The sequence below is a fragment of the Streptomyces sp. NPDC017529 genome (assembly GCF_044329785.1).
GTDB lineage: Bacteria > Actinomycetota > Actinomycetes > Streptomycetales > Streptomycetaceae > Streptomyces.
This window is the reverse complement of record NZ_JBIRJY010000013.1, coordinates 71787-94602: the sequence shown is the minus strand read 5'-3', so window position 1 is coordinate 94602 and position 22816 is coordinate 71787. Positions and strand designations below refer to the sequence as shown.

20 protein-coding genes and 3 pseudogenes are annotated in these 22816 nt (G+C 67.4%); 14 read left to right on the top strand and 9 right to left on the bottom strand.

Annotation, left to right across the window (positions count from 1 at the left end; all coding sequences use genetic code 11):
- Window positions 1-34: 34 nt before the first annotated feature.
- The 3 genes from ACH4K4_RS28450 to ACH4K4_RS28440 all read left to right on the top strand — a co-directional run bounded on the left by ACH4K4_RS28450 (window position 35) and on the right by ACH4K4_RS28440 (window position 5050).
- Entirely contained in the window at window positions 35-1525 is a 1491-nt protein-coding gene (locus ACH4K4_RS28450) for an MFS transporter (RefSeq protein WP_398171203.1), read from the top strand.
- Window positions 1526-1763: 238 nt separating this feature from the next.
- Window positions 1764-2660, top strand: coding sequence for an SDR family oxidoreductase (locus ACH4K4_RS28445; protein ID WP_398171201.1), 897 nt, complete (start codon window positions 1764-1766; stop codon window positions 2658-2660).
- A gap of 614 nt (window positions 2661-3274) precedes the next feature.
- Window positions 3275-5050 carry a hypothetical protein gene (locus ACH4K4_RS28440; protein ID WP_398171199.1) on the top strand — a complete coding sequence of 592 codons (1776 nt, stop codon included), beginning with the start codon at window positions 3275-3277 and terminating at the stop codon, window positions 5048-5050.
- A 64-nt stretch (window positions 5051-5114) separates the two neighbouring features.
- Here the strand turns inward: ACH4K4_RS28440 and ACH4K4_RS28435 are convergent, their stop codons facing one another.
- The 3 genes from ACH4K4_RS28435 to ACH4K4_RS28425 all read right to left on the bottom strand — a co-directional run bounded on the left by ACH4K4_RS28435 (window position 5115) and on the right by ACH4K4_RS28425 (window position 7138).
- Window positions 5115-5384, bottom strand: coding sequence for a hypothetical protein (locus ACH4K4_RS28435; RefSeq protein WP_398171197.1), 270 nt, complete (start codon window positions 5382-5384; stop codon window positions 5115-5117).
- 34 nt (window positions 5385-5418) lie between these two features.
- On the bottom strand, window positions 5419-5994 hold the full coding sequence (locus tag ACH4K4_RS28430) for a hypothetical protein (protein WP_398171195.1): 576 nt from the start codon (window positions 5992-5994) through the stop codon (window positions 5419-5421).
- A 178-nt stretch (window positions 5995-6172) separates the two neighbouring features.
- On the bottom strand, window positions 6173-7138 hold the full coding sequence (locus ACH4K4_RS28425) for a helix-turn-helix transcriptional regulator (RefSeq protein WP_398171193.1): 966 nt from the start codon (window positions 7136-7138) through the stop codon (window positions 6173-6175).
- A gap of 95 nt (window positions 7139-7233) precedes the next feature.
- Here ACH4K4_RS28425 and ACH4K4_RS28420 point away from each other — a divergent pair, with 95 nt between their 5' ends.
- The 4 genes and pseudogenes from ACH4K4_RS28420 (at window position 7234) to ACH4K4_RS28405 (ending at window position 12641) form a co-directional block, all read left to right on the top strand.
- The gene (locus ACH4K4_RS28420; protein WP_262036924.1) at window positions 7234-7599 is read left to right on the top strand and encodes a VOC family protein; all 366 of its coding nucleotides are present in this window, start codon (window positions 7234-7236) and stop codon (window positions 7597-7599) included.
- Between the two features lie 96 nt (window positions 7600-7695).
- The gene (locus tag ACH4K4_RS28415; protein WP_398171191.1) at window positions 7696-8805 is read left to right on the top strand and encodes an IS30 family transposase; all 1110 of its coding nucleotides are present in this window, start codon (window positions 7696-7698) and stop codon (window positions 8803-8805) included.
- 175 nt (window positions 8806-8980) lie between these two features.
- Window positions 8981-9761: pseudogene (locus ACH4K4_RS28410) on the top strand (integrase core domain-containing protein).
- A 75-nt stretch (window positions 9762-9836) separates the two neighbouring features.
- Window positions 9837-12641: pseudogene (locus ACH4K4_RS28405) on the top strand (Tn3 family transposase).
- Window positions 12642-12660: 19 nt separating this feature from the next.
- On the opposite strand, the gene ACH4K4_RS28400 reads toward ACH4K4_RS28405, so the two are convergent.
- Complete coding sequence (locus tag ACH4K4_RS28400) at window positions 12661-13386, bottom strand: dienelactone hydrolase family protein (RefSeq protein ID WP_398171190.1); 726 nt, start codon at window positions 13384-13386, stop codon at window positions 12661-12663.
- 260 nt (window positions 13387-13646) lie between these two features.
- On the opposite strand from ACH4K4_RS28400, the gene ACH4K4_RS28395 reads away from it, so the two are divergent.
- Window positions 13647-14012 carry a recombinase family protein gene (locus tag ACH4K4_RS28395; protein WP_398171188.1) on the top strand — a complete coding sequence of 122 codons (366 nt, stop codon included), beginning with the start codon at window positions 13647-13649 and terminating at the stop codon, window positions 14010-14012.
- 5 nt (window positions 14013-14017) lie between these two features.
- On the top strand, window positions 14018-14404 hold the full coding sequence (locus ACH4K4_RS28390; protein ID WP_398171186.1) for a hypothetical protein: 387 nt from the start codon (window positions 14018-14020) through the stop codon (window positions 14402-14404).
- 1 nt (window position 14405) lies between these two features.
- On the opposite strand, the gene ACH4K4_RS28385 is transcribed toward ACH4K4_RS28390, so the two are convergent.
- Window positions 14406-14804, bottom strand: coding sequence for a GNAT family N-acetyltransferase (locus tag ACH4K4_RS28385; RefSeq protein ID WP_398171184.1), 399 nt, complete (start codon window positions 14802-14804; stop codon window positions 14406-14408).
- 120 nt (window positions 14805-14924) lie between these two features.
- Window positions 14925-15383, bottom strand: a complete 459-nt coding sequence (locus tag ACH4K4_RS28380) for an Lrp/AsnC family transcriptional regulator (RefSeq protein WP_398171183.1) — start codon at window positions 15381-15383, stop codon at window positions 14925-14927.
- A 62-nt stretch (window positions 15384-15445) separates the two neighbouring features.
- Between ACH4K4_RS28380 and ACH4K4_RS28375 the strand changes: the two genes are divergently transcribed.
- Window positions 15446-16207, top strand: a complete 762-nt coding sequence (locus ACH4K4_RS28375) for an AzlC family ABC transporter permease (protein ID WP_398171181.1) — start codon at window positions 15446-15448, stop codon at window positions 16205-16207.
- Window positions 16200-16529, top strand: coding sequence for a branched-chain amino acid transporter permease (locus ACH4K4_RS28370; protein WP_398171179.1), 330 nt, complete (start codon window positions 16200-16202; stop codon window positions 16527-16529). Before ACH4K4_RS28375 ends, ACH4K4_RS28370 begins: the two co-directional genes overlap by 8 nt.
- A gap of 72 nt (window positions 16530-16601) precedes the next feature.
- Here ACH4K4_RS28370 and ACH4K4_RS28365 read toward each other — a convergent pair whose 3' ends face one another.
- On the bottom strand, window positions 16602-17540 hold the full coding sequence (locus ACH4K4_RS28365) for a ketopantoate reductase family protein (protein WP_398171177.1): 939 nt from the start codon (window positions 17538-17540) through the stop codon (window positions 16602-16604).
- A 122-nt stretch (window positions 17541-17662) separates the two neighbouring features.
- Between ACH4K4_RS28365 and ACH4K4_RS28360 the strand changes: the two genes are divergently transcribed.
- The 3 genes and pseudogenes from ACH4K4_RS28360 to ACH4K4_RS28350 all read left to right on the top strand — a co-directional run bounded on the left by ACH4K4_RS28360 (window position 17663) and on the right by ACH4K4_RS28350 (window position 21079).
- Window positions 17663-18562 (top strand): LysR family transcriptional regulator, encoded by a 900-nt coding sequence (locus ACH4K4_RS28360; RefSeq protein WP_398171175.1) that lies wholly within the window; start codon window positions 17663-17665, stop codon window positions 18560-18562.
- Between the two features lie 728 nt (window positions 18563-19290).
- Window positions 19291-20117: pseudogene (gene ddaH, locus ACH4K4_RS28355) on the top strand (dimethylargininase).
- 218 nt (window positions 20118-20335) lie between these two features.
- Window positions 20336-21079 carry a cyclase family protein gene (locus ACH4K4_RS28350; RefSeq protein ID WP_398171173.1) on the top strand — a complete coding sequence of 248 codons (744 nt, stop codon included), beginning with the start codon at window positions 20336-20338 and terminating at the stop codon, window positions 21077-21079.
- A 368-nt stretch (window positions 21080-21447) separates the two neighbouring features.
- Here the strand turns inward: ACH4K4_RS28350 and ACH4K4_RS28345 are convergent, their stop codons facing one another.
- Together ACH4K4_RS28345 and ACH4K4_RS28340 are read right to left on the bottom strand one after the other, a co-directional pair.
- Window positions 21448-21837, bottom strand: a complete 390-nt coding sequence (locus ACH4K4_RS28345; protein ID WP_398171172.1) for an SH3 domain-containing protein — start codon at window positions 21835-21837, stop codon at window positions 21448-21450.
- Between the two features lie 249 nt (window positions 21838-22086).
- The gene (locus ACH4K4_RS28340) at window positions 22087-22809 is read right to left on the bottom strand and encodes a TetR/AcrR family transcriptional regulator (RefSeq protein WP_398171170.1); all 723 of its coding nucleotides are present in this window, start codon (window positions 22807-22809) and stop codon (window positions 22087-22089) included.
- Between the last annotated feature and the right edge of the window lie 7 nt (window positions 22810-22816).

Sequence of the window (22816 nt, the reverse complement as noted above, 5' to 3'; positions counted from 1 at the left end):
CCTTCGAGGAGTATCCGAAAAGGAAACGAGATCAATGACTTCCACGGTGGAACGCCCTGCCAGTCAGGCGCAACGGCCTGGCCTGGTGCTCGCCGGCATGAGCGTGTGCACCGCTTTGGTCGTCGGGTTCGTCGCGGCGATCAACCTCGCGGTACCGAAGCTCGCGGCGAGCTCGCTGCATCCGACGTCATCCGGCCTGCTGTGGATCGTCGACGCCTACGTCGTCGTCTTCGCATGTCTGGTCATTCCCGCCGGCGCCGCCGGTGACAAGTTCGGGCGTAAGGGCACGCTCCTGACAGGGTTGGGCGTTTTCGCGGTCGGCGCCATCCTCTCGGCAGTGGCGCCGAGCGTGCCTGTCATGTTGATCGGACGCGCCATCACCGGTCTTGGGGCGGCATGTGTGCTGCCCAATTGCGTCGGCGTCCTCATTCACGCCACCGCGCCCCAGCGCCGCGCCCACGCGCTGGCGGTGTGGGCGGCAGCCACCGGCATCGGCGGTGTCGTCGGCAATGTCGGCGGCGGCGCACTACTGAGCATCGGCTCCTGGCGCCTGCTGTTCGTGGCGGTAGCGATGGTTGCGGTCTGCTGTCTGGTGTGGGTGGCGGCCTGGGCGCCGCTCAGCGCACACCACGCCCGCAGACTGGACCCGGCCGGTGCGGTGCTGTTTGTGGCCACCGTCGTCGCACTGCTGATCGGCATCATCGAGGGCCCTGAGCAGGGGTGGGACAGCGCTGTCGTCCTTGTCGCCTTCGTCTGCAGTCTCGTGCTGGGGCTTGTCTGGTTTCTGGTCGAGCTACGAATGCCCCATCCCATGCTGGACCCTCGACTGTTCCGCAACCCTCTGCTCAGCAGTGCCAGCATCGGTATGACCGTCATATTCTTCGGCAGCTTCGGTCTCTTTTACGTCAACGCCTCGCTGCTCCAGTACGGCCGCGGGTTCACCGTCCTGCAGGCGGTTCTCGGCATCATTCCGCTGACCCTCCCGCTCCTGCTGGGCACCCGTTACGTCCCCGGGCTCATCCGCCGTACCGGCTTGCCCGTGATCCTCGCGGCAGCCTTTCTCCTCGTGAGTGCCGGCCTGTTCGGGTTGTCCTTCACCTCGGCCATGCCCTACCCCGTTTACGCGGCAGCGCTGTTCGTCATCGGCCTCGGCATCATGCTCGCCGGGCCGTGCCTGACCGCGGAGATCGCCGCCAGCCTGCCTGTCGAACAGGCCGGGATCGCCGGCGGACTGCAGTCGGCGACAAGAGAATTGGGCAGTGCGCTGGGAGTTGCCGTCGTCGGCACCGTCCTCACCACCGGTTTCACTCAACATCTGCCGGCAAGCCTGGCCCATCACACCCCGGTTCCACGTACCGTAGCGGAAGCGCTGGCCCTGGCCCCGGCCGAACAGGGCGCTATTACCGAGGCGTTCATCGGCGGCGCAGACACTGCCTTGCGCGCGGCCGGCGTCCTCACTCTGATCGCCGGGGCTCTTGTCGTCGCCGGGGCGACACGTGTGCGCCGAAACGCCGCCGTGGGATAGGCGTACAGGCTCAACGGCCGTGCGTGTCTGCCGAGGTATCGGCACCTGGGCCGTAAGGCGGGACCGTCCCGTGTCGACGTGTCCGCAGTCGTGGAAGGTCTCGCACCTACTAATTTCAAGACACGATGTTCTGCAATTGAGGTTTCGTTCGGCGAAGCTCCCAGCTCGGCCCGGACACCCCCTCTGTCGAACTCTCGCGAATCTCATCCTGTACGAAAGTACGAAGGGGACCATGCACATGCGTGCTTTTGTGACTGGAGCAACCGGCTGGATCGGCTCCGCTGTCGTGGACGAGCTCACCGCTGCAAGCCACCAGGTCGTCGGCCTGGCCCGATCGGACGAGGCCGCGCAGGCGCTGGCGTCCAAGGGCGTCGGCATCCTCCGCGGCGACTTGGACGACCTGGACTCCCTGCGCCGGGGTGCCGCACAGGCCGACGCGGTCATCCACATGGCCAACAAGCACGACTGGGGTAACCCGGCCGAGACCGACCGCTCCGAGCGCGCCGCGGTGCACACCCTCGCCGAAGCGCTCGCCGGCACCGACCGCCCGTTCATCGTCGCCGCGCCCATATCCGGCCTCGTCCAGGGTCGGCCCGCCACGGAAACCGACGTCTCTCCGGCCGTCGGCCTGGACTCGAACCGGGGTGGCAGCGAGAACCTCGCGCTGGACTACGTCTCCCGGGGCGTGCGGACAGTGATCGCCCGTTTCGCGCCGAGCGTCCACGGCGTCGGCGACTGGGGGTTCGTCAACTTCCTCGTTGCCGCCGCCCGTAAGCAGGGCGTTTCCGGCTACGTCGGCGACGGCTCCACCACCTGGTCGGCGGTGCACCGTGGCGATGCAGCCTGGGCCATCCGCCTCGGCATGGAGAAGGCGCCGGCCGGGACACGGTTGCACGCCATTACTGAGGAGGCCATCACCACCAAGACAATCGCGGAAGCCATCGGCCGGCACCTCGGCATCCCTGTTGCCTCGATCGACCCGCAGGACGCCGCCGCCCACTTCGGAGTTGTCGGCAGCTTCTTCGCAACCACCATGACCGCAACCAGCGAACTGACTCGCCAGATGCTCTCCTGGGCCCCCACCGGGCCGACCCTGGTCCAGGACATCGAAGCCGGCGCCTACACCACAGCCTGAGGCAACGCTCCGCCCGGCCCCCCGAGTCGCCGCTGCCCTGCCCCGCATGTTCGAGGGCACGACACGCGACAGCAAAACCGCGACACGCGCCAGGGCGCAACGGTCTTCCGGCTACATACCGTCAACTCCTCAGGAACTGGCCGACGCGGCTGAAGAGATCTACATGCCGATCTCCGCCAACGGCGGCAAGCTGCTCTACAACCTCGTCAGGCGACCGGCAGCCTCGTGGTCGCCGACGACGTTGAATTCGAGACCGTCGAGCCGTACCACGACTACGTGCGTGACACGGCGAACGGATACCAGAGCGTGACCACACCCCGCCAACCGCGCACACGCAACCGCGCCTACCATGCACGCACAATCCCGCCCACCGCGGGTTCATGCCGATGTCCGCCCTGCCTGGTGCCGACCAGACCTCGACGGGTGTATTCGCAAAAGGCCCCAGCGGCACCTCCGGCGACAACCGACCGTACGTCATGCAAACCCCCTCCACATTGCTCTCCGAGACTAACCGCGGCCACTGACAAGCCGCCGCCGGGAGAGCCCACCGCGGGAACAGCCGACCGCACGGACAGTCCGCCGCCGGTGTCACAGGGCTGGGTTACGCTGCGCGGGTGACCATCCCCGCGCCTTCTCAGGCAGACATCGCATTAGCCATAGCCACCACCTCACGTCCTGGACGCACAACGGGCGCGGAGACCGAAGGGGTGGCCGAACTGGCGGCGGCACTGGGTGTGCTGCGCCAGGTGGAAAGCGGCGAAGAGGTTCCCGACGCCGCCGTACTGGACGCTCACGACCTGCTCCACGCGAGCGCGGCTCGCCACCGTGACGCCGGGTGCCTGCGGCGGCTGGCCGAGGAACTGGTCGGCCGGGGGGTAGTTCCACAGCCGTGGCATTACGAAGGTCAATGGTGGCTGTGGTGGCCCAAGAACGGCCGCGGCCCATGCCGTGACTGTGGCAAGACGCGTTCCCTGACGCGCTATTCGGCGCGCTTCGGCAAGGAATACCGCTACCTGTGCGCACGCTGCCGCACTGCGGAGAGGGAGCAGGACGTTCAGCAGGCCGAGAAGTTGTGGACCTTGCCCAGTAGCTCTCAAGCCGATACTCACGCGGACCGCGAACAACTGCCGGCCATGGCCGACACGCCTGCCCGCACCGGGACGCCGCAACCCGCGTCAGTGAACCGCCCCACGGACCACCAATGGAGCGACTTCGTGGACCGACTGCACGACCTGCTGGCGCCGCTGGAATGGGCGGGCTTCGAATTGCCGGAGGAGTGGGACGGCGAATTCGACCCCGAGGCGGGAGCCTTGCTGTTCTCGGAACTGTGGCGTGGTGACGGATGTGTAGTGGCCGAGTACCGGCCCCAGGAGGAAGTGCTGGAGCTGCAGCCGTTCGACGATGTCATGGGAGACTGGCCCGAGTCCTACACCATGCTGGACGACACCATCGAACTGGCCGTAGGGGCGTCCGGGGAGGACGCGGTGATCGCAGTCGCCCGCGCCGCAGGCCACGCGGGACTTCTGGACGCCACGCACGTCCGCGTCGCCGATACCGCCCCTGAGGAGGCCAAGCAGGAGTTCGCCCTGGCCCGAATCCGCCGAATATTCGAGCCGGCAGCCGCTTTCCGACGACTGCCGCTGGTCGAGATCCTGCGGGAAGTCAGCGAGCACGAATGGCTGAGCACATACCTGGAATGGGTCGTCGGGATGGCGGGCCGGGACGTCGCGCCCGACATCGTGCCGGACGCGGCGGCGCTCGGCGTCGCCGCCTGGTGCTGGCGGAACAACACCGCGGTGGAGCAGCACCATCTGGATACCGACGTGCTGATGGCACGCGTCAACATCGCCGTCACCCGTATCGTCCAGGAGTGCGTCTGCCCGCTGGAGGGCATCGACTGGGACGGCATTCGCTCCGCGCTGATGGAGCCGCAGTGGGCCCTGCCCGACGGCACCCCGGTCCACTCGCTGTTTGGTTCCGGCTGGAGCGAAGTAGCCTCCACGGTCACCGACGAGCTCACCCGCTGGAAGGAACTTGACCACCGGGTCCTGGGGACGGAGACCACTCTGATCCTGATGACCATCGGAGGCTCCACCAGCTACACGGACTCCTGGTGGGGGCAGGGTCGCTGGCACAGCATCTGCCAGCGCATCATCGAGAGCGCGACCGCTGCCGAAATAGCGCTGCCGACGCCCTATGACACCCGCGGCCCGGCTGCCTTTCTGACCGATCTGGACGATCCCGACGAGCTTCCCGACCACGTTCTCGACTGGCTCATAGACATGCCGCAGGCCGGCCCCGACGGACCCTACGGCCTTCGCTTCCACCCTGCGACCAGGCCGCAGCATCGATGCTGGGATCCGTTCTGGCTCAGCGAAGACCAGCCCTGAAGATTGGGCAGGGCGAGCAGCACCGAGCGGAAGCGAGCCACCCTTCAGCCGTTCCGGCACCTGCTCATGGGGTGCCGGCCCGCTCGACGGCGCGGTGCAGGAGCAACTGCTTGCCGTATTTCTCGTGAAGCCAGATCCGGCGGTTTTCGGCGATCTTTTCCAGGCGGTGGTTGTCGAACTTGTAACCGCTGCTGTCGGCTGCGCGGACCGTGACCCGGGCGCGTTCCAGGCACCACCCGTGCGGATCTTCTGTGTCCTCCGCCCGCAGGTAGGCGGGGTAGTGATCCAGGACGGCAGTATCGATCTTCGCGCGAATCTGAATGATGTCTGCCATGACAAGCCCCTTGAAGGCGCACGGTTGATGCGGTTCAACTTCCTCTCTGCGTACCGCAGCATCGGAGGGAGGGAGTCCGCTTTGTCGTCAACGGTCGCAGTTGATCGCGAAGGGTCGTTGCCTCGAAAGGTGATCGGAAGGGCGCGCCGGAGCGCGGGCGGCAGGCGGGGCCGATGGCCGGGACGGGCGTACCACCGGCAGACCAGCCCCGGCGCACCCGGGGCATGGCACACAGGATGACGCCCTTTGCCTCTTTGCGGCCATGGGTATCGCAGGGAAGCTCGGTGCCGGGGCTGTCGGAGCCGAAGGCGCGGATGGCTTGGTGTTCGACGTCGGTGATGATGGCGGAATCGACGGAGATGGCTCCGCCGAAGGGCCGCTCGGCGCCGTGGACGAGCAGCAGTGTGACGGTGAGCAGCGCGGTCACCATGGTCAAGGCGGCGAGCCGGGGCCGGTTGTGGCGTCTGGGAATGCACAGGCACAGGGACACGATGGCGATGGAAAGCAGGACGAGCATGAACCAGTAGACCGCCCAGGGGACTGCCCGGGCCGACTCCGCCAGTCGTGCCTGCCGGGTCTTGGCCCGGCTGTCGTTCGCCACCATGAGCATGCCGAATGTGCCTTGACCCGGGCCGATGTCCCTGAAGACGGTGCGCAGATCGGTGGTCCAAGTGCTGGGCACCGGCCTCGGGGAATATCGGCACAGCGGTTGGCGCTGAGATTGATCATGGTCGGCTAGCTGTACCGACCGGGGACATTGATCGAGAGCAGGGCGTGCCGCTTAGCAGTCACGAGGCTGGGGCCGAGTGTCTTTCAGCCAGGTCCTTGGCAAGCTGGCTGATGCGTTTGCGGGCTGTCTCTGGGGTGAGTATCTCGATGTGGTTGCCGAACTGGAGGAGCTGGCGCACTGACTCGATGTCGGGGTAGCGGACGACGATGGTGCGCCAGCCGTTTTCCGTGTCGGAGACATCGTGGATGCGGGTGCCGAGGATGCGCCGTGCCAGGTCGAGGCCATTTTCTCGCAGACGGACGGTCACGCTCACGCGGCCTGGCCTCTCGGTGCGTTCCTTCAACGCAGCCCACCTGGTGCGGAGGGTCTCATCTGGTCGGAGAACAGCTGGCGCGTCGAGTTGTTCGTAGGCCGAGAGTCGTTCCAGAGCGAACAGCCGACCGGTCCCCTGGTCGTCGGCAATGAGATACCAGCGGCCTGATTTCGCCACGATCCCGTACGGGTCGACCACCCGCGTCGAGGCCTGTTTCTCGGCGCTGCGTCGGTACTGGATTCGCAGCCGACGTCGGTGTCGCAGGGCCGAGGCTAGATCCGATACGTCCACCGCTGGCTTTGAGTCAGCAAGCCACGCGTTGCTGTCCACCAGTACCAGGTCCGCCAGTCGCAGCAGGCTCGACGACTCAGGTGCTGCGGCCTGACGGGCGGCGATCTTGCGCGCGGCCGACTCCTGCACCGCAGACAGGCCCATGCACTCAAGTTGCGCGCTGTCCAAACCAGCCACGGAGAGGGCCTCCAGCTCTGGTGGTTCCAAATGGGATGCGTTGAGCCGTGCACTGGGGAGCAGAACGATCCCACCGTTCCGCCCGCGTTCGGCATAAACAGGCACACCTGCTGTAGAGAGTGCCTCGACATCCCGCAGCACAGTCCGCCTGGACACCTCCAGACGCTTGGCGAGCTCGGTGGTGGTGATGCGCTGACGGGTCTGTAGGAGCAGCAAGAGGTGCAACAGCCTTGAAGCCTTCATGCTGACCAATGTTCGCAGAAAAGGTGACAGGTTCTGTCGCGGTTAGGCGATCAACTGAAGCGGTACCGAGAACGCAACGATCTGAGGAGCGCTCTATGCCCGCACCCAACCTGTTCCTGATCTACGTCCGCGACGCCGAGGCCGCTACGGCCTTCTACAGCGACCTGTTCGAGATCGAACCGACCTTCACCAGTCCCCACTACGTGGCTTTCGAGGTAGCCCCCGGCGTCCTGTTCGCGTTGTGGACGGGGGGCAGCGAACACGCGGTCCCGAGCACCCCTCGCACGAGCGAAGTCGGGCTGATGGTGCCGGGAGCAGCGTCCGCAGTTGACGAGATCTTCACGAGTTGGGTCTCGAAGGGAGTCCATGTCGTGGAGGAGCCGTACGACGCTGTCTTCGGCCGCACGTTCGTGATCACGGACCCCGACGGCAACCTCATCCGGGTCTCCCCGGTGGACTGAGCTGCACGACCCCTACCCACTATGTTCGTTCTCGAAGGGTCGGCCACACACCTTGGGTTCTAGGAGTCGTCGCAACACCCCAGCTCAAGGGGTGCGATGGACTTCAAGATCCGAGGGGACCGGACGCCGCAGGGCCCCGGGAAGCTGTCATGGGAGCGGGAGGCATACTCCCGGCTCGTGCAGCAGGGATATAGCAACACCGAGGCGTGCCGAATCGTCGGCGTCGATGCGCGGACCGGCCGGAAGTGGCGCAACGGCCGCAGTGCCGACCGGCGACAGAAGGCGGCACCACCGATTCACCTGGTGGTGCCGCCTTCCGGCCCGTCCCGGTTCCTGCGTGAGGACGAGCGGATGCACATCGCCGACCGGTTGCGGGAGAAGGCCACGGTGCGGGCGATCGCCGCGGAGCTGGGCCGCAGCCCGTCCACGGTCAGCCGTGAGATCCGCCGCAACCGTCCCCCGGAAGCGGGGCCTACCGCCCGCACGCCGCCAGGCCCGCGCCGATGCCCGCCGGCCCCGCCCCAAGCCCCGCAAGATCCTGAGGAATCCCGAGCTGCGGGCCGCCGTCCAGGCGATGCCGGACGGAAAGTGGAGCCGGAGCAGATATGCCACGCTCTGCGGACACGATTCCCTGACCGGCCGGAGATGCACGTGGTCCACGAGACCGTCTACCAGGCACTCTACGTCCAGGGCAGGGGCCGGCTGCGGCGTGAGCTCGCCGGTGCCCTGCGTTTTGGCCGTGCCCGGCGCAGGCCGCAGCGGCAGGCCAACGGTCGCCGGCCCCGCTTCACGACACCGATGGTCGTGATCAGCGAACGCCCCGCCGAGACCGAGGACCGGGCCGTGCCCGGTCACTGGGAGGGCGACCTGATCATCGGCAAGGACGGGAAGTCCGCGATCGGCACCCTGGTCGAACGCGCCACCCGCTACGTCATGCCCCTGCACCTGCCCGGCGACCACAGTGCCGAGGCGGTCCCCACCTCCCTGACCTCCACCGTCCAGACCCTGCCCGCCGAGTTGAAGCGGTCCCTGACCTGGGACCAGGGCGGCGAGATGGCCCGGCACGGCGAGTTCACCTCGCCACCGACATCCCGGTCTGCTTCTGCGACCCGCCAGCCCCTGGCAGCGCGGCTCGAACGAGAACACCAACGGCCTGCTGCGGCAGTACTTCCCCAAGGCCACCGACCTGACGGTCCATACCCCTGAACACCTGGCCGCAGTCGCAGACCAGCTCAACCGCCGCCCACGCAAAACACTCGGCCGGGAACAGCCGAGCGTCTGCATAAACTACTCGCGGCCTGATCAAACCGACCACGTGTTGCGACGAACCCTAGAAACCGCCCACAATGGCCGGCCCTTCAACCTGTCCAGGAGCTCAGGCGTGTCACATCCGAACGCTGCCCTCACTCCGCGCCACCGTCTGAAAGTCGCGCGACTCGTCGTTGACGACGGCTGGCCAATCAGCGAAGTCCGGCCCGTTTCCAGGTCTCCTGGCCCATCGTGAAGCGCTGGGTCGACCGCCACCTTGCTGGCGAGTCAATGCAAGACCGCTCGTCCCGACCGAAGACCTCGCCGAAGAAGACGCCCAAGGCAGTATCGATGCGCTGCGTCAGCCTGCGGAGGCGATTGAGGGAGGGCCCAGTTCAACTCGCGACACGACTCGGCATCGCCGCGTCGACAGTCCACCGTATCCTCACCGCGGCGTGGCTGAACAGGCTGTCCTATCTCAACCGTGCCACTGGAGAACCCATCCGCGCTTACGAGCACCCGTACCCCGGCTCGCTGGTGCACGTGGACGTGAAGAAATTCGGGAACATCCCTCAGTGGCGTGGTTCGCCGAACACGGCGTTACCATCCAGCGAATTCTGTCGGACAACGGAGGCGCGTACCGGTCCTTCCTCTGGCGCGACACCTGCGAGGCCCTGGCCATCACGCCGAAGCGCACACGCCCTTATCGACCGCAGACGAATGGCAAGGTGGAGCGCTTCCATCGAACAATGGCCGACGGCTGGGCTTACGCCCACTGCTACCAGTCAGAACAAGAGCGACGGGACGCACTCAAGATGTGACTACACCACTACAACCAGCACCGGCCCCACACGGCCTGCGGCAACCAGCCGCCCTTCTCACGATTGACTAACGTCCCCGATCAGTACAGCTAGCGCACCGGCTGAGGGCTCCGCTGGGGTTCGCGGAAAGATCGCCGCGCGGCTGCCGGGGCTGGCTACGGTCCGCTCGTGCCGGTGGAGTTTCTGACTGATGAGCAGGCCGAGGCGTATGGGAAGTTCGCCGAGGAGCCGACCCGCCCCGGGCTGGAGCGGTTCTTCTTCCTGGACGACGTCGACCGCGATCTGATCGCGCTGCGACGCTCCACGCACCACCAGCTCGGCTTCGCGCTCCAGATGTGCGCGGTGCGCTACATCGGCCGGTTCCTACAGGACGACCCGCTCGACGCACCATGGCCGGTGATCGAGCACATGGCCGGGCAACTCGGTATCGAGGACGCCTTGGTGGTGAAGCGGTACACCGAGCGGCTGAAGACGGCGTACGAGCATGTGTGGGAGATCCGGGACGCCTACGAGTACCACGAGTACGACGACCCGGAGTGGTCCCGGCGGTTCCGCACCCCCCTGCACGGCCGGGCCTGGACGTACGCCGAGGGCCCGAAGGCGCTGTTTGACCACGCGGTGGGCTGGTTGCGCCGCAACCGGGTGCTGCTGCCGGGCGTCTCAGTGCTGGCCCGGCAGGTGTCGGAGGTACGGAAGGTCGCGGACAAGCGGCTGCACGCCACCGTCGCGGACGCCGCCCGCCGCGCGGACCCGGCGCTGCCCAGGGATTTGGTGGCGACGCTGAAGACGTCGGAGGGCTCCCGGTTCTCGGAGCTGGAACGACTGCGCCGGCCGCCGACGCGGAGCACCGGCACGGCGTTCGCCCGCGCGCTGGAGCGGGTGGACGAGATCGGCGCCTACCGGCTCGGGCGGCTGAAGTTGTCGCAGATCCCGCAGAACTGGATGGCGGCGTTGGCCCGGTTCCAGGTCCTCATGGCCGCCCGGCTGCTGAACACGGCGAAGCGGAAGACGGGGGAGGAGCGGCTGTCCATGCTGCCCCAGCTGGAGAAGGCGTCACGGGTGCTCGCGCGGGCGGCGGAGGTGTTGTTCGAGGCACTGGAGCTGGTCGAGGAGTAGGAGGCGGACCTGGACGTGGCCGCGCTGTGGGCGGCGGTGGAAGAGGCCGCCCCGCGCGCCGCCGTGACGACGGCCGCGGCCACCGTGGTCACCCTGGTGCCCGAGGAGGAGAACACGGCCGACGTCGCGATGCGGGCTGCGCTCGCCGCCCGGTACGCCACGGTGCGCCCGTTCCTGTCGCTGCTGGGCGAGTCGAAGGCGCTGGACGCGGCGAGCGCCGGGAAGCGGGTCCTAGCCGGGTGCGCGGCCTTCCGGCGCTGGCGCGGCGGAAGGTGGGGGCAAGCCGCTGCTGCCGCGCGAGGTGGACGAAAAGATCGTGCCGCCCAGGTGGCGCAAGGCGGTGTACGCCAACCCCGATCTGCCGCAGGGAGCGGTGGACCGGGACGCGTATGTGGTGTGCGCGCTGGAGCAACTGCACCGGGCCTTGAACAACCGCGACGTGTTCGCCGCTCCGTCGCACCGCTGGTCCAACCCGCGCGCCCGTCTGCTGGACGGGCCCGACTGGGATGCGGTCGAGGAGGACGTGCTGGCCGGGCTGAGGCTGGACATGCCCGTCACCGAACACCTGGCGGAGCTGGTGCGGGGCCTGGACGCCGGGTGGAAGCAGCTCGCCGAACGCCTGGAAGAGGCAGGGCCGGCGGCAAAGGTATCCATCGAGGTGCAGGACGACGGGCGGGTGAAGCTGAACGTCGACAAGCTCGGCGCGCTCGGCGAGCCGAAGTCCCTGACCTGGCTGCGCAAGCGGGTCGAGAGGATACTCCAGAAGATCGGCCTGCCGGACCTGTTGTTCGAGGTGAGCGCCTGGACCGGGTTCCTCGACGCTTTCGTGCACCTCGGGGACGGCACCACCCGGATGAAGGACGGTCCACCTCGGCGGTCGCGCTGCTGGTGTCAGAGGCGTGCAACATCGGCCTGGCCCCGGTGGTGAACCCCGGCTGCTAGGCCATGGCCCGGGCCCGGCTCGTGCACGTCGATCAGTACTACCTGCGCGCCGACACCATCGTCGCGGCGAACGCCGCGCTGATTGCCGCCCAGGCCGAGGTGCCCATCGTGAAGTTTCGCGCGGAGTGCCGGGCACGACCATCTGCCCGCGGTGCCCGCGACCTGGTCGTTGACGGCGTTGAGCCAAGTGATGCTGCGCTTGAACCCGAAGTACTTCGGTGACGGTTCCGCGACTTGGACGACCAGCGGTTCTGGCGGGCCACGATGCCCGGTGTCGAGACGGGCAGCTACGGCGCGGTGGAGGACCTGGCCCGCAACCGGGTGAACCTGAACAAGGTGATCACGCACTGGCCGGACATGCTGAAGGTCGCCGGTTCCCTGGTCACCAACCAGGTCCGCGCCTACGACCTGCTGCGCATGTTCGGACGCGACGGCCGCCCGCCCCCGCTGGGCGCCGCGTTCGCGGAGTTCGGGCGGATCGCCAAGACCGAGCACCTGCTGCGCGTGGTCGACCCGGTCGACGACACCTACCGGCGGCAGATGAACCGGCAGCTCACCCTGTAGGAGTCCCGCCACAAGCTGGCCCGGGACGTGTGCCACGGCAAGCGCGGCACCATCCACCAGGCATACCGGGACGGGATGGAGGATCAGTTCGGTGCGCTCGGCCTGGTCCTCAACGCCATCGAGCTGTGGACCACGAAGTACATCGACGCCGCCGTCGCCGTGCTTCACGCCGAAGGCCACGAGATCCGAGACGAGGACATCGCCCGCCTGTCGCCGCTCAAGCACCGCAACCTGAACCTGCTCGGCCGCTACAGCTTCACCGCCTCCACGCCGGCCGCCGGCGCCCTGCGCCCGCTGCGCGACCCGGACGCCCCAGAACTGGACGAAGACGACGACGGCGGGCAGGAGTGAGCATCAGGAGCCGATCGGATCAATCCGTGACGGGCAGGCACTCGGCGAGCAAGGCGACGATGTCACGCCAGGCACGCTGTGCGTGCCGTGGGTGGTAGCCGACGCCGGGACGCACGGTGTGGTCGACCGGTGGGTGGTGGAAGGCGTGAAGGGCTCCTCCGTAGACCACGAGGCGCCAGTCGACGCCCGCGGCCTGCATCTCTGCGGTGAACGCCTCCCGTTGCGCGGGCGGCATGATCGGGTCTTCCGACCCGACCCCGGCCCATACCGGGCAGCGAATGCGTGCCGCCTCGCCCGGTCGGCCCGTGGTCAGTGCGTTGACTGTGCCAATCGCGCGCAGGTCGACGCCATCGCGACCGAGTTCCAGTGCGACTGCGCCCCCGGTGCCGTAGCCGACGGCGGCGGTCCGGTCGGGGTCGGCCCGTGGTTCGGCACGCAACACGTTGAGCGCGGCATGACCGATTCCTCGCATGCGGTCGGGATCGGCGAGCAGCGGCATGCAACGGGCCAACATTTCCTCTGGGTCTTCCACATAGCGTCCGCCGTGGAGGTCGAAGGCCAGCGCCACGTATCCCAGCTCGGCCAGGGCATCGGCCCGGCGGCGCTCGACGTCGCTGAGCCCCGTCCCCTCGGGCCCGATCAGGACTGCGGGCCGGCGCTCGGCACCGGCCGGGAGCGCGAGGTATCCGATCATCGTCAGGTTGTCGGCCGGGTATTCGACCGTACGGGTTGTTATCGTCGTCATGCGACTGGACGGTAATGACCGTTGCGCCCGCTCGGGGTGGTGTTCACCGATGGCAGACAGCAGCCTGCCCCGACTACCTCACCCGGACGCGTCGTCCGCCTGTCGTCAAACGATCGAATGACGACAGGGGCGGCATGCGTCCAATGAACCCAGTGATTCCGGGGTCTGACGACGGCTCCGATCCAATGAGATCCGATGGTGATTGGCGACAGGGTTAGATGACGCCCGAGGTCCGATGCGCCGGCAGGAGCGGGAAGAGCGTGGCAGCCAATCTCGTCTACAAGCGGGTGCCGACCGACCAGCAGTTGACTGGCCGGCAGAACCTCGTCTTGGACGAGGCCGGGATCGAGGACACGGCCGTCTTCGAGGAGGAGCCTGGCACTTCCAGCCGCCTACACCCGCCTGAGCGCCCGAAGTTCGGCGACCTGCTCACCTATGCACGGCCGGGTGACGCCGTGCACATCTCCGAGATGTTCCGCCTGGTGCGCGGCACAGAGCACATCCTCGACGTGCTCGACGTCCTGCACCGCGACCGGCTCGCGCTGCGCATTCACGACGGCGCGTTCTCCGGCATGGGCCTCACCGCCCGCCCCCCCCGCGCACCGGCGAGCTGCTGTCCATCGTGAAGTTCATGGTGCAGACCCTCGCCGCCGACGAACTCCAGCGCGATCTCCAACGCGAGCTGACGTACGACGGGCTGCGGGCCGCCGAAGCCAAGGGCAACAAGGGCGGACGCCGCCCCGTCCTCGCGGGCGACACGGCCGCCGACGTACGGGCCGCCTACCTGGAGGGCCAGTCCACCGCCGCGCTGGGAGATTGCGCGGTGAGGGGGCAAGCGCCAGGCCGTGCGAGGGGAGAGGCAGGTCGTCGGACCCGTCGAGGCGTACGGACAGGCGCCGCGGGGAGCGGCCTCGCGAGGCGGTACGGTACGTCGCCGCCGCTCACCCGGCGCGTTCGGGCGGCGGGTTCCAGCGTGGTGCCCTGGCCGGACGGGCAGCCGACTGCGGAGCAAGCGTGATCTAGCGCAAGGCGATGAGCCCTGCGTCCGTCGGCCTGAAGCCGCACGCGTCGAAGTAGAAGGAACGCAGATGCTCGTCGAAGTCGACGTGGAGCCATTCGCAGTCCGCTGCGCGGGCCCCCTTCGCGGCGGTTGTCACGAGTTCGGTACCGACACCGGTCTTGCGCATGTCCTGGGCGACCATCGTGTCGAGAATGAAGGCATGGACGCCACCGTCCCAGGCGACGTTGACGAACCCCACGAGCCTGTCGTCTCTCCGGGCGCACACCCAGCCAAGGCTGTGACGGTGCACTTGTGTGTGCCAATCGATGGGCACCTGGCCGTGATCGAACGCCTCCGCGTGAAGCGCGTTGACGGCGGCGTTGTCGAAATCGCCGCGCCACTCATATGTGATCGCCATGGACCGCATCGTAGGTTGTGAGACGTACGGATCCAGTCGTCGAGAACACCTCTCCGAGGGCCTCTCTCTACGGACATCCGGCAGCAGCCGACCGCATGAGCTGTCGGAGCCGGGCTGTGATCACGGGTTGGCCTTGATCTCCTTCATGGTCAGGTGGGATTCGAGGCGGAGGACGGCCGGCAAGCAGCTGAGCTTGCCGGTGAGGAAGCTTTCGTAGGCGGCGTGGTCGGCGACGGCGACGCGGAGGAAGTAGTCGGGGCGCCCGTACATGCGACGGAACTCTATGACCTCCTCATATGAGGCCACGGTGTCCTCGAACTCCTCGAAGCTCTTGCGGTCCTGGGCGTATATCTCGACGGCGACGAGAACCTCCAGACCGCGGCCCATGGCCTCGGGATTGATGACGGCCCGGTACCCGGAGATCACGCCGGTCTCTTCCAGCCGCTTGATCCGGCGCAGGCAGGGCGGCGGGGTCAGGCCGACCCGCTTGGCCAGCTCGACGTTGGTCAGCCGACCGTCCTGTCTCAGGTGAAACAGAATGTCGCGATCTACGGAATCAAGGCTCACTTTATTGCTCACATGATCATCCTAGAGCGACAGCCGGCAATCAAATGAGGCGCGAATCTTTCTAAAATTTCGCCATGCGAGAAAGTTCTGCCGCTGTCGACAGCCGGCCTCGGCCGCCCATGTCCGCCCCTCCTCCCGCTCCTTCCGCAACACCGTCGCAAGCGCGTGCGGCGCTCAAGGACTCCGCCGGCGCCGGCCTGGGGTTCCTCGTGGTCGGGCTCGCCTTCGGGGCGCTGGTAACACAGTCGGGCCTGGACTGGTGGTGGGCGGGGCTGTCCGCGACGCTCGCATTCGGCGGCTCGTTCGAGTTCCTGCTCATCGGCATGGTCACCGCCGCGGCCCCGCTGGCAGCCATCGCGCTGTCCGCGTTCATGGTGAACGTACGGCACGTCTTCTACGCGCTGTCCTTCCCCCTGCACCGCATATCCGGCCGCCTCGGCAAGACGTACAGTGCCTTCGCCTTGTGCGATGAGGCATACGCTCTGGCCACTGGGGAACAGGCCCGCTCCTGGTCCAGTCGGCGCATCCTGTGGCTGCAGTTCTTCCTGCACCTGTCCTGGGCCGGCAGCGCGACCGCCGGAGCCCTGCTCGGCTCCCTCATCCCGGACAGCGTTACCGGGTTGGACTTCGCCCTCACCGCCCTGTTCGCAGTCCTGGCCCTCGACGCCGTCCGGGACCTGCGCGGCGACCTGCCCACCCCCGTGCTCGCCCTGCTCAGCGCCCTGGCCGCCCGGTTTTTGTTCCCCGACCAGATGCTCCTGGCAGCCTTCGCCCTGTTCGCGGCCGCCCTCCTGGCCCGCCAACTCACCACCGGCAGGAAGCCGACCCATGTCTGACACGCGCTACGCCATCGCCGCCGTCCTCGTCGCCGCCGCCATCACCTGGGGTTTGCGCGCCCTGCCATTCGCCGCCCTCACGCCCCTGCGCGCCAGCAAGACCGTCCAGTACCTCAGCGCCCGCATGCCCGCCGGCGTCATGGTGATCCTCCTCGCCTACTGCCTGCGCGACCTCTCCTTCACCCACGCACGCAGCTTGGCCCCGCTCGCCGCTCTGGCCGTCACCATCGGCCTGCACCTGTGGCGCCGCAACGCGCTGCTGAGCATCCTCGGTGGTACAGCCGTCCACGTGATCCTCGCCAGTACGGTCTTCACCTCCTGAAGCCCGCGTTCGAACGCGTCCCTACGCATCCACGATCTGTACGCATCCGCACGGATCCCGATCCCGCGACCGCTACCGAGTCGTTTCGCTGCGGGACGAGTCAGCTGCCAGTACGGCCATCAGCCGGCCCATCACTGGTACCGGAACTCCGTGCCGTTCGGCCGCCCGCAGCACCGCCCCGCCGATCGCATCGAGTTCCAGCGGATGGCCCGCCTCCGCGTCGCGTTGCATGGACGACTTGCTGTCGGCGGGGAACGTGTCGTACAGCGCCAGAGCCTGTACGGGGTCGGTGGGCGCCCCGCATGCTCTGCTCACTGCGCCGGTTTCCTCGACGAGAGCCACCAGTTCTTCGCGTCGCTCGGTGCGCACTGCGCCGATGGCGAGCCCGTACCGGGTGGTGAGCAGGGCAAGGGGCGCGAGAAAGGCCAATTTTGCCCATAGCGCGGCAGTCTCATCATCGGTCACGCGCGTGCGCACCCCGGCATCAGTCAGCATCGCGGCCAGCGGCACAAGGCGCTCGTACGCTCCGGCCAGGTCGATCTCCGTGAACGGGCTGCCGTGCTCGATGGTGCCCGGAGCAGTGCGGGTCGACTCGACCCGGATCACACCCGCCGCGACATCCTGCGCGTCGTAACGCCGGCGCAACTCCGGCAGATGCTCGACGCCGTTGAGCAGGGGGAGGATCAGCGCGTCGCCGAGTGCTTGGGCCGGCACCCGTTCCAGTGCCGCGTCGAGTGCCGTGTGCTTGACCGTGATCAGGCACAGGTCGACGTGTTCGCGCAGTTCGGTGTCCGCTTCGACGCGCGTGGTGAAGTCGCCGAACTGCCTGCTGTGCACGCGTATGCCGTCCTGGCGCAGTGTCCGTACGGTGTCCCGCCCGGCCACACAGATGACCCGGTGTCCGGCCCGGGAGAGTACCCCGGCCAGGAGGCCCCCTACTCCGCCTGGACCGAGTACCGCGATGGTCCACTGGTGGGTGGAGGAGGGGACGTTGGTGAGAGATGGGGGCATGGGCACGCGTGTTTCCTCTCGTGTGCGGGACAGGTTGCCGCCCCGAAAAATCATCGATCCCTCGGAAGGCCAGAGTCAATCCTCGGGTTCTATCGACCTCACCCAAGGGATAGCTTGGGGGCATGACTCTCGACGATCTGCGCGTCTTCGTCGCGGTGTGCCAGGCCGGCAGCCTGAGCGCCGTCGCCCGGGAACTCTCCTGTACGCAATCTGCCGTGAGCCAGCATGTGAAACGGTTGGAACGGGAGACAGGGGTGCAACTCCTGGAACGCCAGCCCCGAGGCGTCGCCCCCACCTCGGCCGGACAGATACTGCAAGCGGCGGCAGCCGACGGCATCGCCGGCCTCGACTCGGCCCTTCGCAACCTCAAAGAGCTGGTGCGCGGCGACGCAGGCTCCGTACGGGTGACCACCGGCGCCACCACCGTGCGGCACTTCATGGCCGAGGCCGTCGTGGCTTTTCGCAGGCGATTCCCCAAGGTCAGCCTGGAGTTCCAGACGGAAACCTCCAGCCGTAGCTGCTTCGACGCGCTTGCCTCCAGCACCCTCGACCTTGCCTGGATCACCCTCGGCAGCCCGGTCCGCGGCATCGAACAGCGCTCTGTCGTCGAACTGCCTTGGGTGCTGGCCGTACGGGCCGACGACCCCCTCGCGGAGCGCTTGCATATCGAAGCCACCGACTTGGCGGGCATCCGGCACATCAGGCTCCCGGAAAGCTCCTCGTCCCGAGCCCACTTGGACACCGCCTTCGCGAAGCTGGGCATCCAAGTGAGGTCCGACACCAGCGTCGCCGACTGGGACACGGCCATCCTTCTGGCAGAACTCGGCCTCGGCCACGCCGTTGTGCCTGCTCTACCCGACCAACAGGCCTCCGACGGGCCCGGCCCGCTCCGCTTCCTGCCCATCCCCGACCTGCCCGAACTGTCGGTGGGCTGGGCCGTACGTCGCTGGGACGCCCTCACCCCACTCGCTCGCGCTTTCGCCGACGCTGTAGGTTCCACCTGCGCACAACGACGGGAGTAGTGAATATCGCGCCCAGAACGAGTGATCCGGGCGGTATTCAGCGCGCTGCCCCAGGTGACAACAAGGCTGCCAACGCGCCGGTCATCCGGGTCAGGTTTTCGGGCGGTCCGGCATGGCGTCAGGCAGACGGTGCGATGCGTCTGGATGCTGATAGCCGAAACAGGCAGGAGAGACCGTGGACGATCCCAGCCGTCAAGGAGCCCGGAACCCGACATCCACCAATGTGAGCCATGAGGCGTCCGGTCAGCCGGGGGTTATCGGCATCGCGCTCGCCGCCGTGCTGACAGCCGCACTCGCGCAGGATTCGTGGCAGTGGTTCGCTACGTACATCGGGGTGACGCTCCTGGCGGTGATCTCCTGCTATTACCGACTGCCGACGTGGACGCCTGGTCTTCGATCTGCGTCCTGTGGTTGCCGGTCTACGCGGCCGGAGCAGCCGTGCTGGTGGCGCTGGGCGCGTGGTCCGTCGATCGAGTTCGGGCTAGGAACTAGGCGGTTGTAGCGCGACGCCTATTGCCCGTCTCGGGCAGGCCAAGGACGCGGCCGTAGCCCGATGTCGCGGATGGCGAGGACGGCGGAGACGACGGGGACCACGGGGACGTGATGCAGCTTGGCGAGTGGTTGACCGAGTTACCGGCGGAGCCCGGTCGGGCGTGGGAAACTCCTTACCAGCAGGAGGGGCCGGTCGCGACGGGGGTAGAGAGATACCAGGTCTGTAAGGAGCTGCCTTGTCGCGTTACGCCATCCCCCGTCATTACTTGATGTGCCCCCCACGTATTTCGAGGTCACCGAGGCCCGTACCCCGTGGATGGATCCTGACGAACCGGTGAACGCTGCCGTGGCCTGCCGGCAGTGGGAGCAGCTGCGGGATCGTCTTCGCGCCCTTGGGCATACCGTGCAGGAATTGCCGCCGCGCCCCGGGGTGCCGGAAATGGTCTTCGCGGCCAACGGTGCCACCACGATCGATGGGCGTGTGCTGGGCGCGCGCTTCACGCACCGCGAACGTGTCCCGGAGGCAGCCGTCCACCGTGAGTGGTTCCTCTCGCACGGCGTCACCGCGTATCGAGAGCCGGAACACCTCAACGAAGGCGAGGGCGACTACGCGGTCACTTCTTCCTGGCTGCTCGCCGGCCATGGTTTCCGCACTACTCTGTCCTCGCACGCCGAGGCGCAGGAGTTCTTCGATCGCCCCGTACTCGCTCTCGAACTCGTAGACCCCCGCTATTACCACCTCGACACGGCTCTGGCCGTCTTGGACCCCGCCGCGGACGAAATCATGTACTACCCGGGGGCTTTCTCTGCGGCCAGCCGCGCCGTGCTGCGACATCGCTTCCCCGACGCGGTGCTCGCAGACTCCGCCCACGCCGCGGCCCTGGGTCTCAATGCCGTCTTCGATGGACGGCACGTCCTGCTCCCCGAGGCCGCCCAGGGTCTGTTTTCCGCTCTACGCGCCCGCGGATTCGAGCCGATCGGCATCGACCTGAGCGAGCTCGCGAAGAGCGGCGGTGGCGCAAAGTGCTGCGTACAAGAAATTCGCGGCCTCGCTTCTCACTGACACGCACGAAAGGCATCTCCGAATCCACGAAGCGGCCCTGCCGACCGTGCTGGCGTCGCTCGCCCTGCTGAAAGCAGTCTCTGTCGAGGCCCACTCACCACCACCGGGGTCCTCTCACCACCACGCAGGACAACGGCATGAGCTATTAGAGGCAACGTGATCCGCATCCGGCTACCGCTTCCCGCTTCACGGAAGCCGAACCGAACATGATGGGCCACATGATCTCCATGCGGGTGCTGGACCTGACGCACGCCTTCGGCCCTGGACAGCCGCGCGACCCAGAATTCGACGACGAGCAGCGTCACCGGGAAATGACCATTGAAAGAGACGGCTTCGACGCGGTCTACCACCGCATCGCAGGCTCATGGGGCACACACGTAGACGCCCCTGCTGAGATGGTGGCCGGGGGCCGCACCATCGATGCCTTGCCGGCCGAGGAGCTGGTCCTTCCCCTGATTGTCCTCGACATTTCCCACGACGTCGCCGACAACCCCGACCGCTGCCTCGGCCGGGATGACGTACTCGATTGGGAGCAACGCCATGGCCCGGTCCCCGCAGGCTGTTTCGTTGCCTTGCGTACCGACTGGTCCCACAGATGGCCCGACATCGACGCGATGCGCAACGTCGACCCGGACGGCATTTCCCACACCCCTGGCTGGACCCTGGACGCTCTTCGCTATCTCCTGGTCGAACGGTCCGTCACGGCCATCGGCCACGAAACCATCGACGCCGACCCCGGCATGTGGACCACCGCAGGCGGCCCCGACGGCGCGACCGCGGCGGAGAACGCACGCCGCCGATACGCCTGCGAGGCCTACGTACTCGACCACGATCGCTACCAGGTCGAGCTACTCACCAATTTGCACGCCCTACCTCCGACCGGTGCACACATCGTGGTTGGCGTAGGCAAGGCGCAACACGGCACCGCCTTTCCGGCCCGCGTTCTGGCCCTGATCCCTTAGCTCTTCCGATGAAGGCGGAGTGTGGGGCATCTGGCAGGAGACGGGACTGCCGAAGATGCCGATGTGCACGCCTCCTCGGTAGGAGGACCTGCCGCGCTACGTCACCGTGGTCCACGGCCTGATACGAACTCGCCGCAGACGCGGGCTGGACGGCCGGGGGAGTGGTGCTTCGATGCGTACCCAGTGGTTGGCCTGCAGGTATTCTTCCTTGGACCGTCACGGTGGGACGTGTTCAGATTCGCCAATCTCCTTGCTCACGCATCCGTTTTCGGTGAGCGAGTGCTGACAGCCGCCAGCCTGCGGGAGCGAGCGGCCCTGTTGTGGCAGTGAACTCGCTCCCGAGGCCGTGCAGGACGGTGCCGTTCAGGTCAGCACTTGTTGTCGGGGTGCACGGAACCGCCGTCGTTCAGATTCTTGTTGTAGACCCAGCCGTAGGTCTCCTCGTTGTCGATCCGGACGTGTGTCCATATGTTGCCTGCCGAGTTTTTCACCCAGCAGTGGTACTGAAGCGTGTAGGTATCGGTGAGCCAGACACTGACTGGGCAGCTCTCGCTGGGGCCGCTGCGGAGCGGGGATCTGTCAATCTTGACCTTGCCCTTGCCGGGGGACTTGTTCGACCAGCCGGGGTGGGTACACGCGTCCGCGCCTGCGGGTGCGGCGTTGGCTGCGGGCGCCGTGGCGGTGAGTGTGGCGCCCGTCAGCAGGAGCGGTGCGGCGGCGGCCATGGCGAGTCGCGCGCGTTTCGTCAGTCGGTTCATGGGATCCCCCTCTGTCTGACGGGCGCCCGTACGGCTGCCCTGATTGTTCTGAGCATGCCGTGTAGAGCTGTGATGCATGAGGTTCAGGTGATTTTTGTCCGGAAGTCGTCGTTCTGTAGGGCGTGGTAGGCGCGCATCGGCAAGGTGGCTCTGGCTCGGAGAAGACCCGGTTCGTGCACGAGGCGCGCCTCGATCGACTGGGCGGCGGGGCTGGCACCATCCGAGTCGCATCAAGTCGGCGGCGTCGGGTCAGCGGTGTGCGAGGCCGTTGATCATCAGGGCGAGGGTGAAGTCGAACCGGTCGTGGCCCTCGCCGGCGGTGAGCTCGGCGGCGTGGCGAGTGGTGTGGGGGAAGGTGTCGGCAGGCAGGGCGGTGAACCGGCGTAGCAGCTCGTCGCGGCCGAGGACCCAAGCGGTGTCATCGGATGCCGATCGTTGGCGTGCGATCGACGTTTCCAGGCAGTAGGCGGCCACGTACAGCAAGAGGGCGTCGATGGCCCAGGCGGCGGCTTGCGGGGCGACGCCACCGGCGAGCAAGATCGCCAGCATCCCTTCGCTGACGCGCACGATTTCGAGGTCGGTGGGGGCCATGGCGAGCGCGGCGCGGGAGATTCCGGGGAATTTCAGGTACTGGTCGCGTATCTGTGTACACACGTCGCGAACCTGCTCTCGCCAGGCCGCGGGGTCGGGCTCGGGCAGTACGAGCTCGGCGCACAGTCGCCCGATGAGCAGTTCGTCGAGGTCGGCCTTGTTGACCACGTGGGCGTAGAGCGAGGCGGGGCCGGTGTCGAGCGCGCCGGCCAGTCGGCGCATGGTCAGCGCTTCGTAACCCTCTGTGGCGATTACGTCGAGCGCGGTGTTGATGACCTGGTCCACGGTGATGGGGGCCTTGCGGCGCCGTGGCCTGGGAGTGGCTTCGGTGTCGATGGTCGGTGGCTGGTGGCGCGCCGCGCGCCGCTCTCTCGGATTCACCGAACCA

What these genes read in the sequence shown, in the direction of transcription:
- ACH4K4_RS28430 (WP_398171195.1), bottom strand. Translation starts at nt 5,994, where the DNA reads ATGCTCATGGTGGCGAACGACAGCCGGGCCAAGACCCGGCAGGCACGA.
- ACH4K4_RS28360 (WP_398171175.1), top strand. Translation starts at nt 17,663, where the DNA reads ATGACTCTCGACGATCTGCGCGTCTTCGTCGCGGTGTGCCAGGCCGGC.
- ACH4K4_RS28435 (WP_398171197.1), bottom strand. Translation starts at nt 5,384, where the DNA reads ATGGCAGACATCATTCAGATTCGCGCGAAGATCGATACTGCCGTCCTG.
- ACH4K4_RS28350 (WP_398171173.1), top strand. Translation starts at nt 20,336, where the DNA reads ATGATCTCCATGCGGGTGCTGGACCTGACGCACGCCTTCGGCCCTGGA.
- ACH4K4_RS28375 (WP_398171181.1), top strand. Translation starts at nt 15,446, where the DNA reads ATGCGAGAAAGTTCTGCCGCTGTCGACAGCCGGCCTCGGCCGCCCATG.
- ACH4K4_RS28370 (WP_398171179.1), top strand. Translation starts at nt 16,200, where the DNA reads ATGTCTGACACGCGCTACGCCATCGCCGCCGTCCTCGTCGCCGCCGCC.
- ACH4K4_RS28420 (WP_262036924.1), top strand. Translation starts at nt 7,234, where the DNA reads ATGCCCGCACCCAACCTGTTCCTGATCTACGTCCGCGACGCCGAGGCC.
- ACH4K4_RS28425 (WP_398171193.1), bottom strand. Translation starts at nt 7,138, where the DNA reads ATGAAGGCTTCAAGGCTGTTGCACCTCTTGCTGCTCCTACAGACCCGT.
- ACH4K4_RS28415 (WP_398171191.1), top strand. Translation starts at nt 7,696, where the DNA reads ATGGACTTCAAGATCCGAGGGGACCGGACGCCGCAGGGCCCCGGGAAG.
- ACH4K4_RS28365 (WP_398171177.1), bottom strand. Translation starts at nt 17,540, where the DNA reads ATGCCCCCATCTCTCACCAACGTCCCCTCCTCCACCCACCAGTGGACC.
- ACH4K4_RS28445 (WP_398171201.1), top strand. Translation starts at nt 1,764, where the DNA reads ATGCGTGCTTTTGTGACTGGAGCAACCGGCTGGATCGGCTCCGCTGTC.
- ACH4K4_RS28345 (WP_398171172.1), bottom strand. Translation starts at nt 21,837, where the DNA reads ATGAACCGACTGACGAAACGCGCGCGACTCGCCATGGCCGCCGCCGCA.
- ACH4K4_RS28400 (WP_398171190.1), bottom strand. Translation starts at nt 13,386, where the DNA reads ATGACGACGATAACAACCCGTACGGTCGAATACCCGGCCGACAACCTG.
- ACH4K4_RS28450 (WP_398171203.1), top strand. Translation starts at nt 35, where the DNA reads ATGACTTCCACGGTGGAACGCCCTGCCAGTCAGGCGCAACGGCCTGGC.
- ACH4K4_RS28390 (WP_398171186.1), top strand. Translation starts at nt 14,018, where the DNA reads ATGGTGCAGACCCTCGCCGCCGACGAACTCCAGCGCGATCTCCAACGC.
- ACH4K4_RS28385 (WP_398171184.1), bottom strand. Translation starts at nt 14,804, where the DNA reads ATGGCGATCACATATGAGTGGCGCGGCGATTTCGACAACGCCGCCGTC.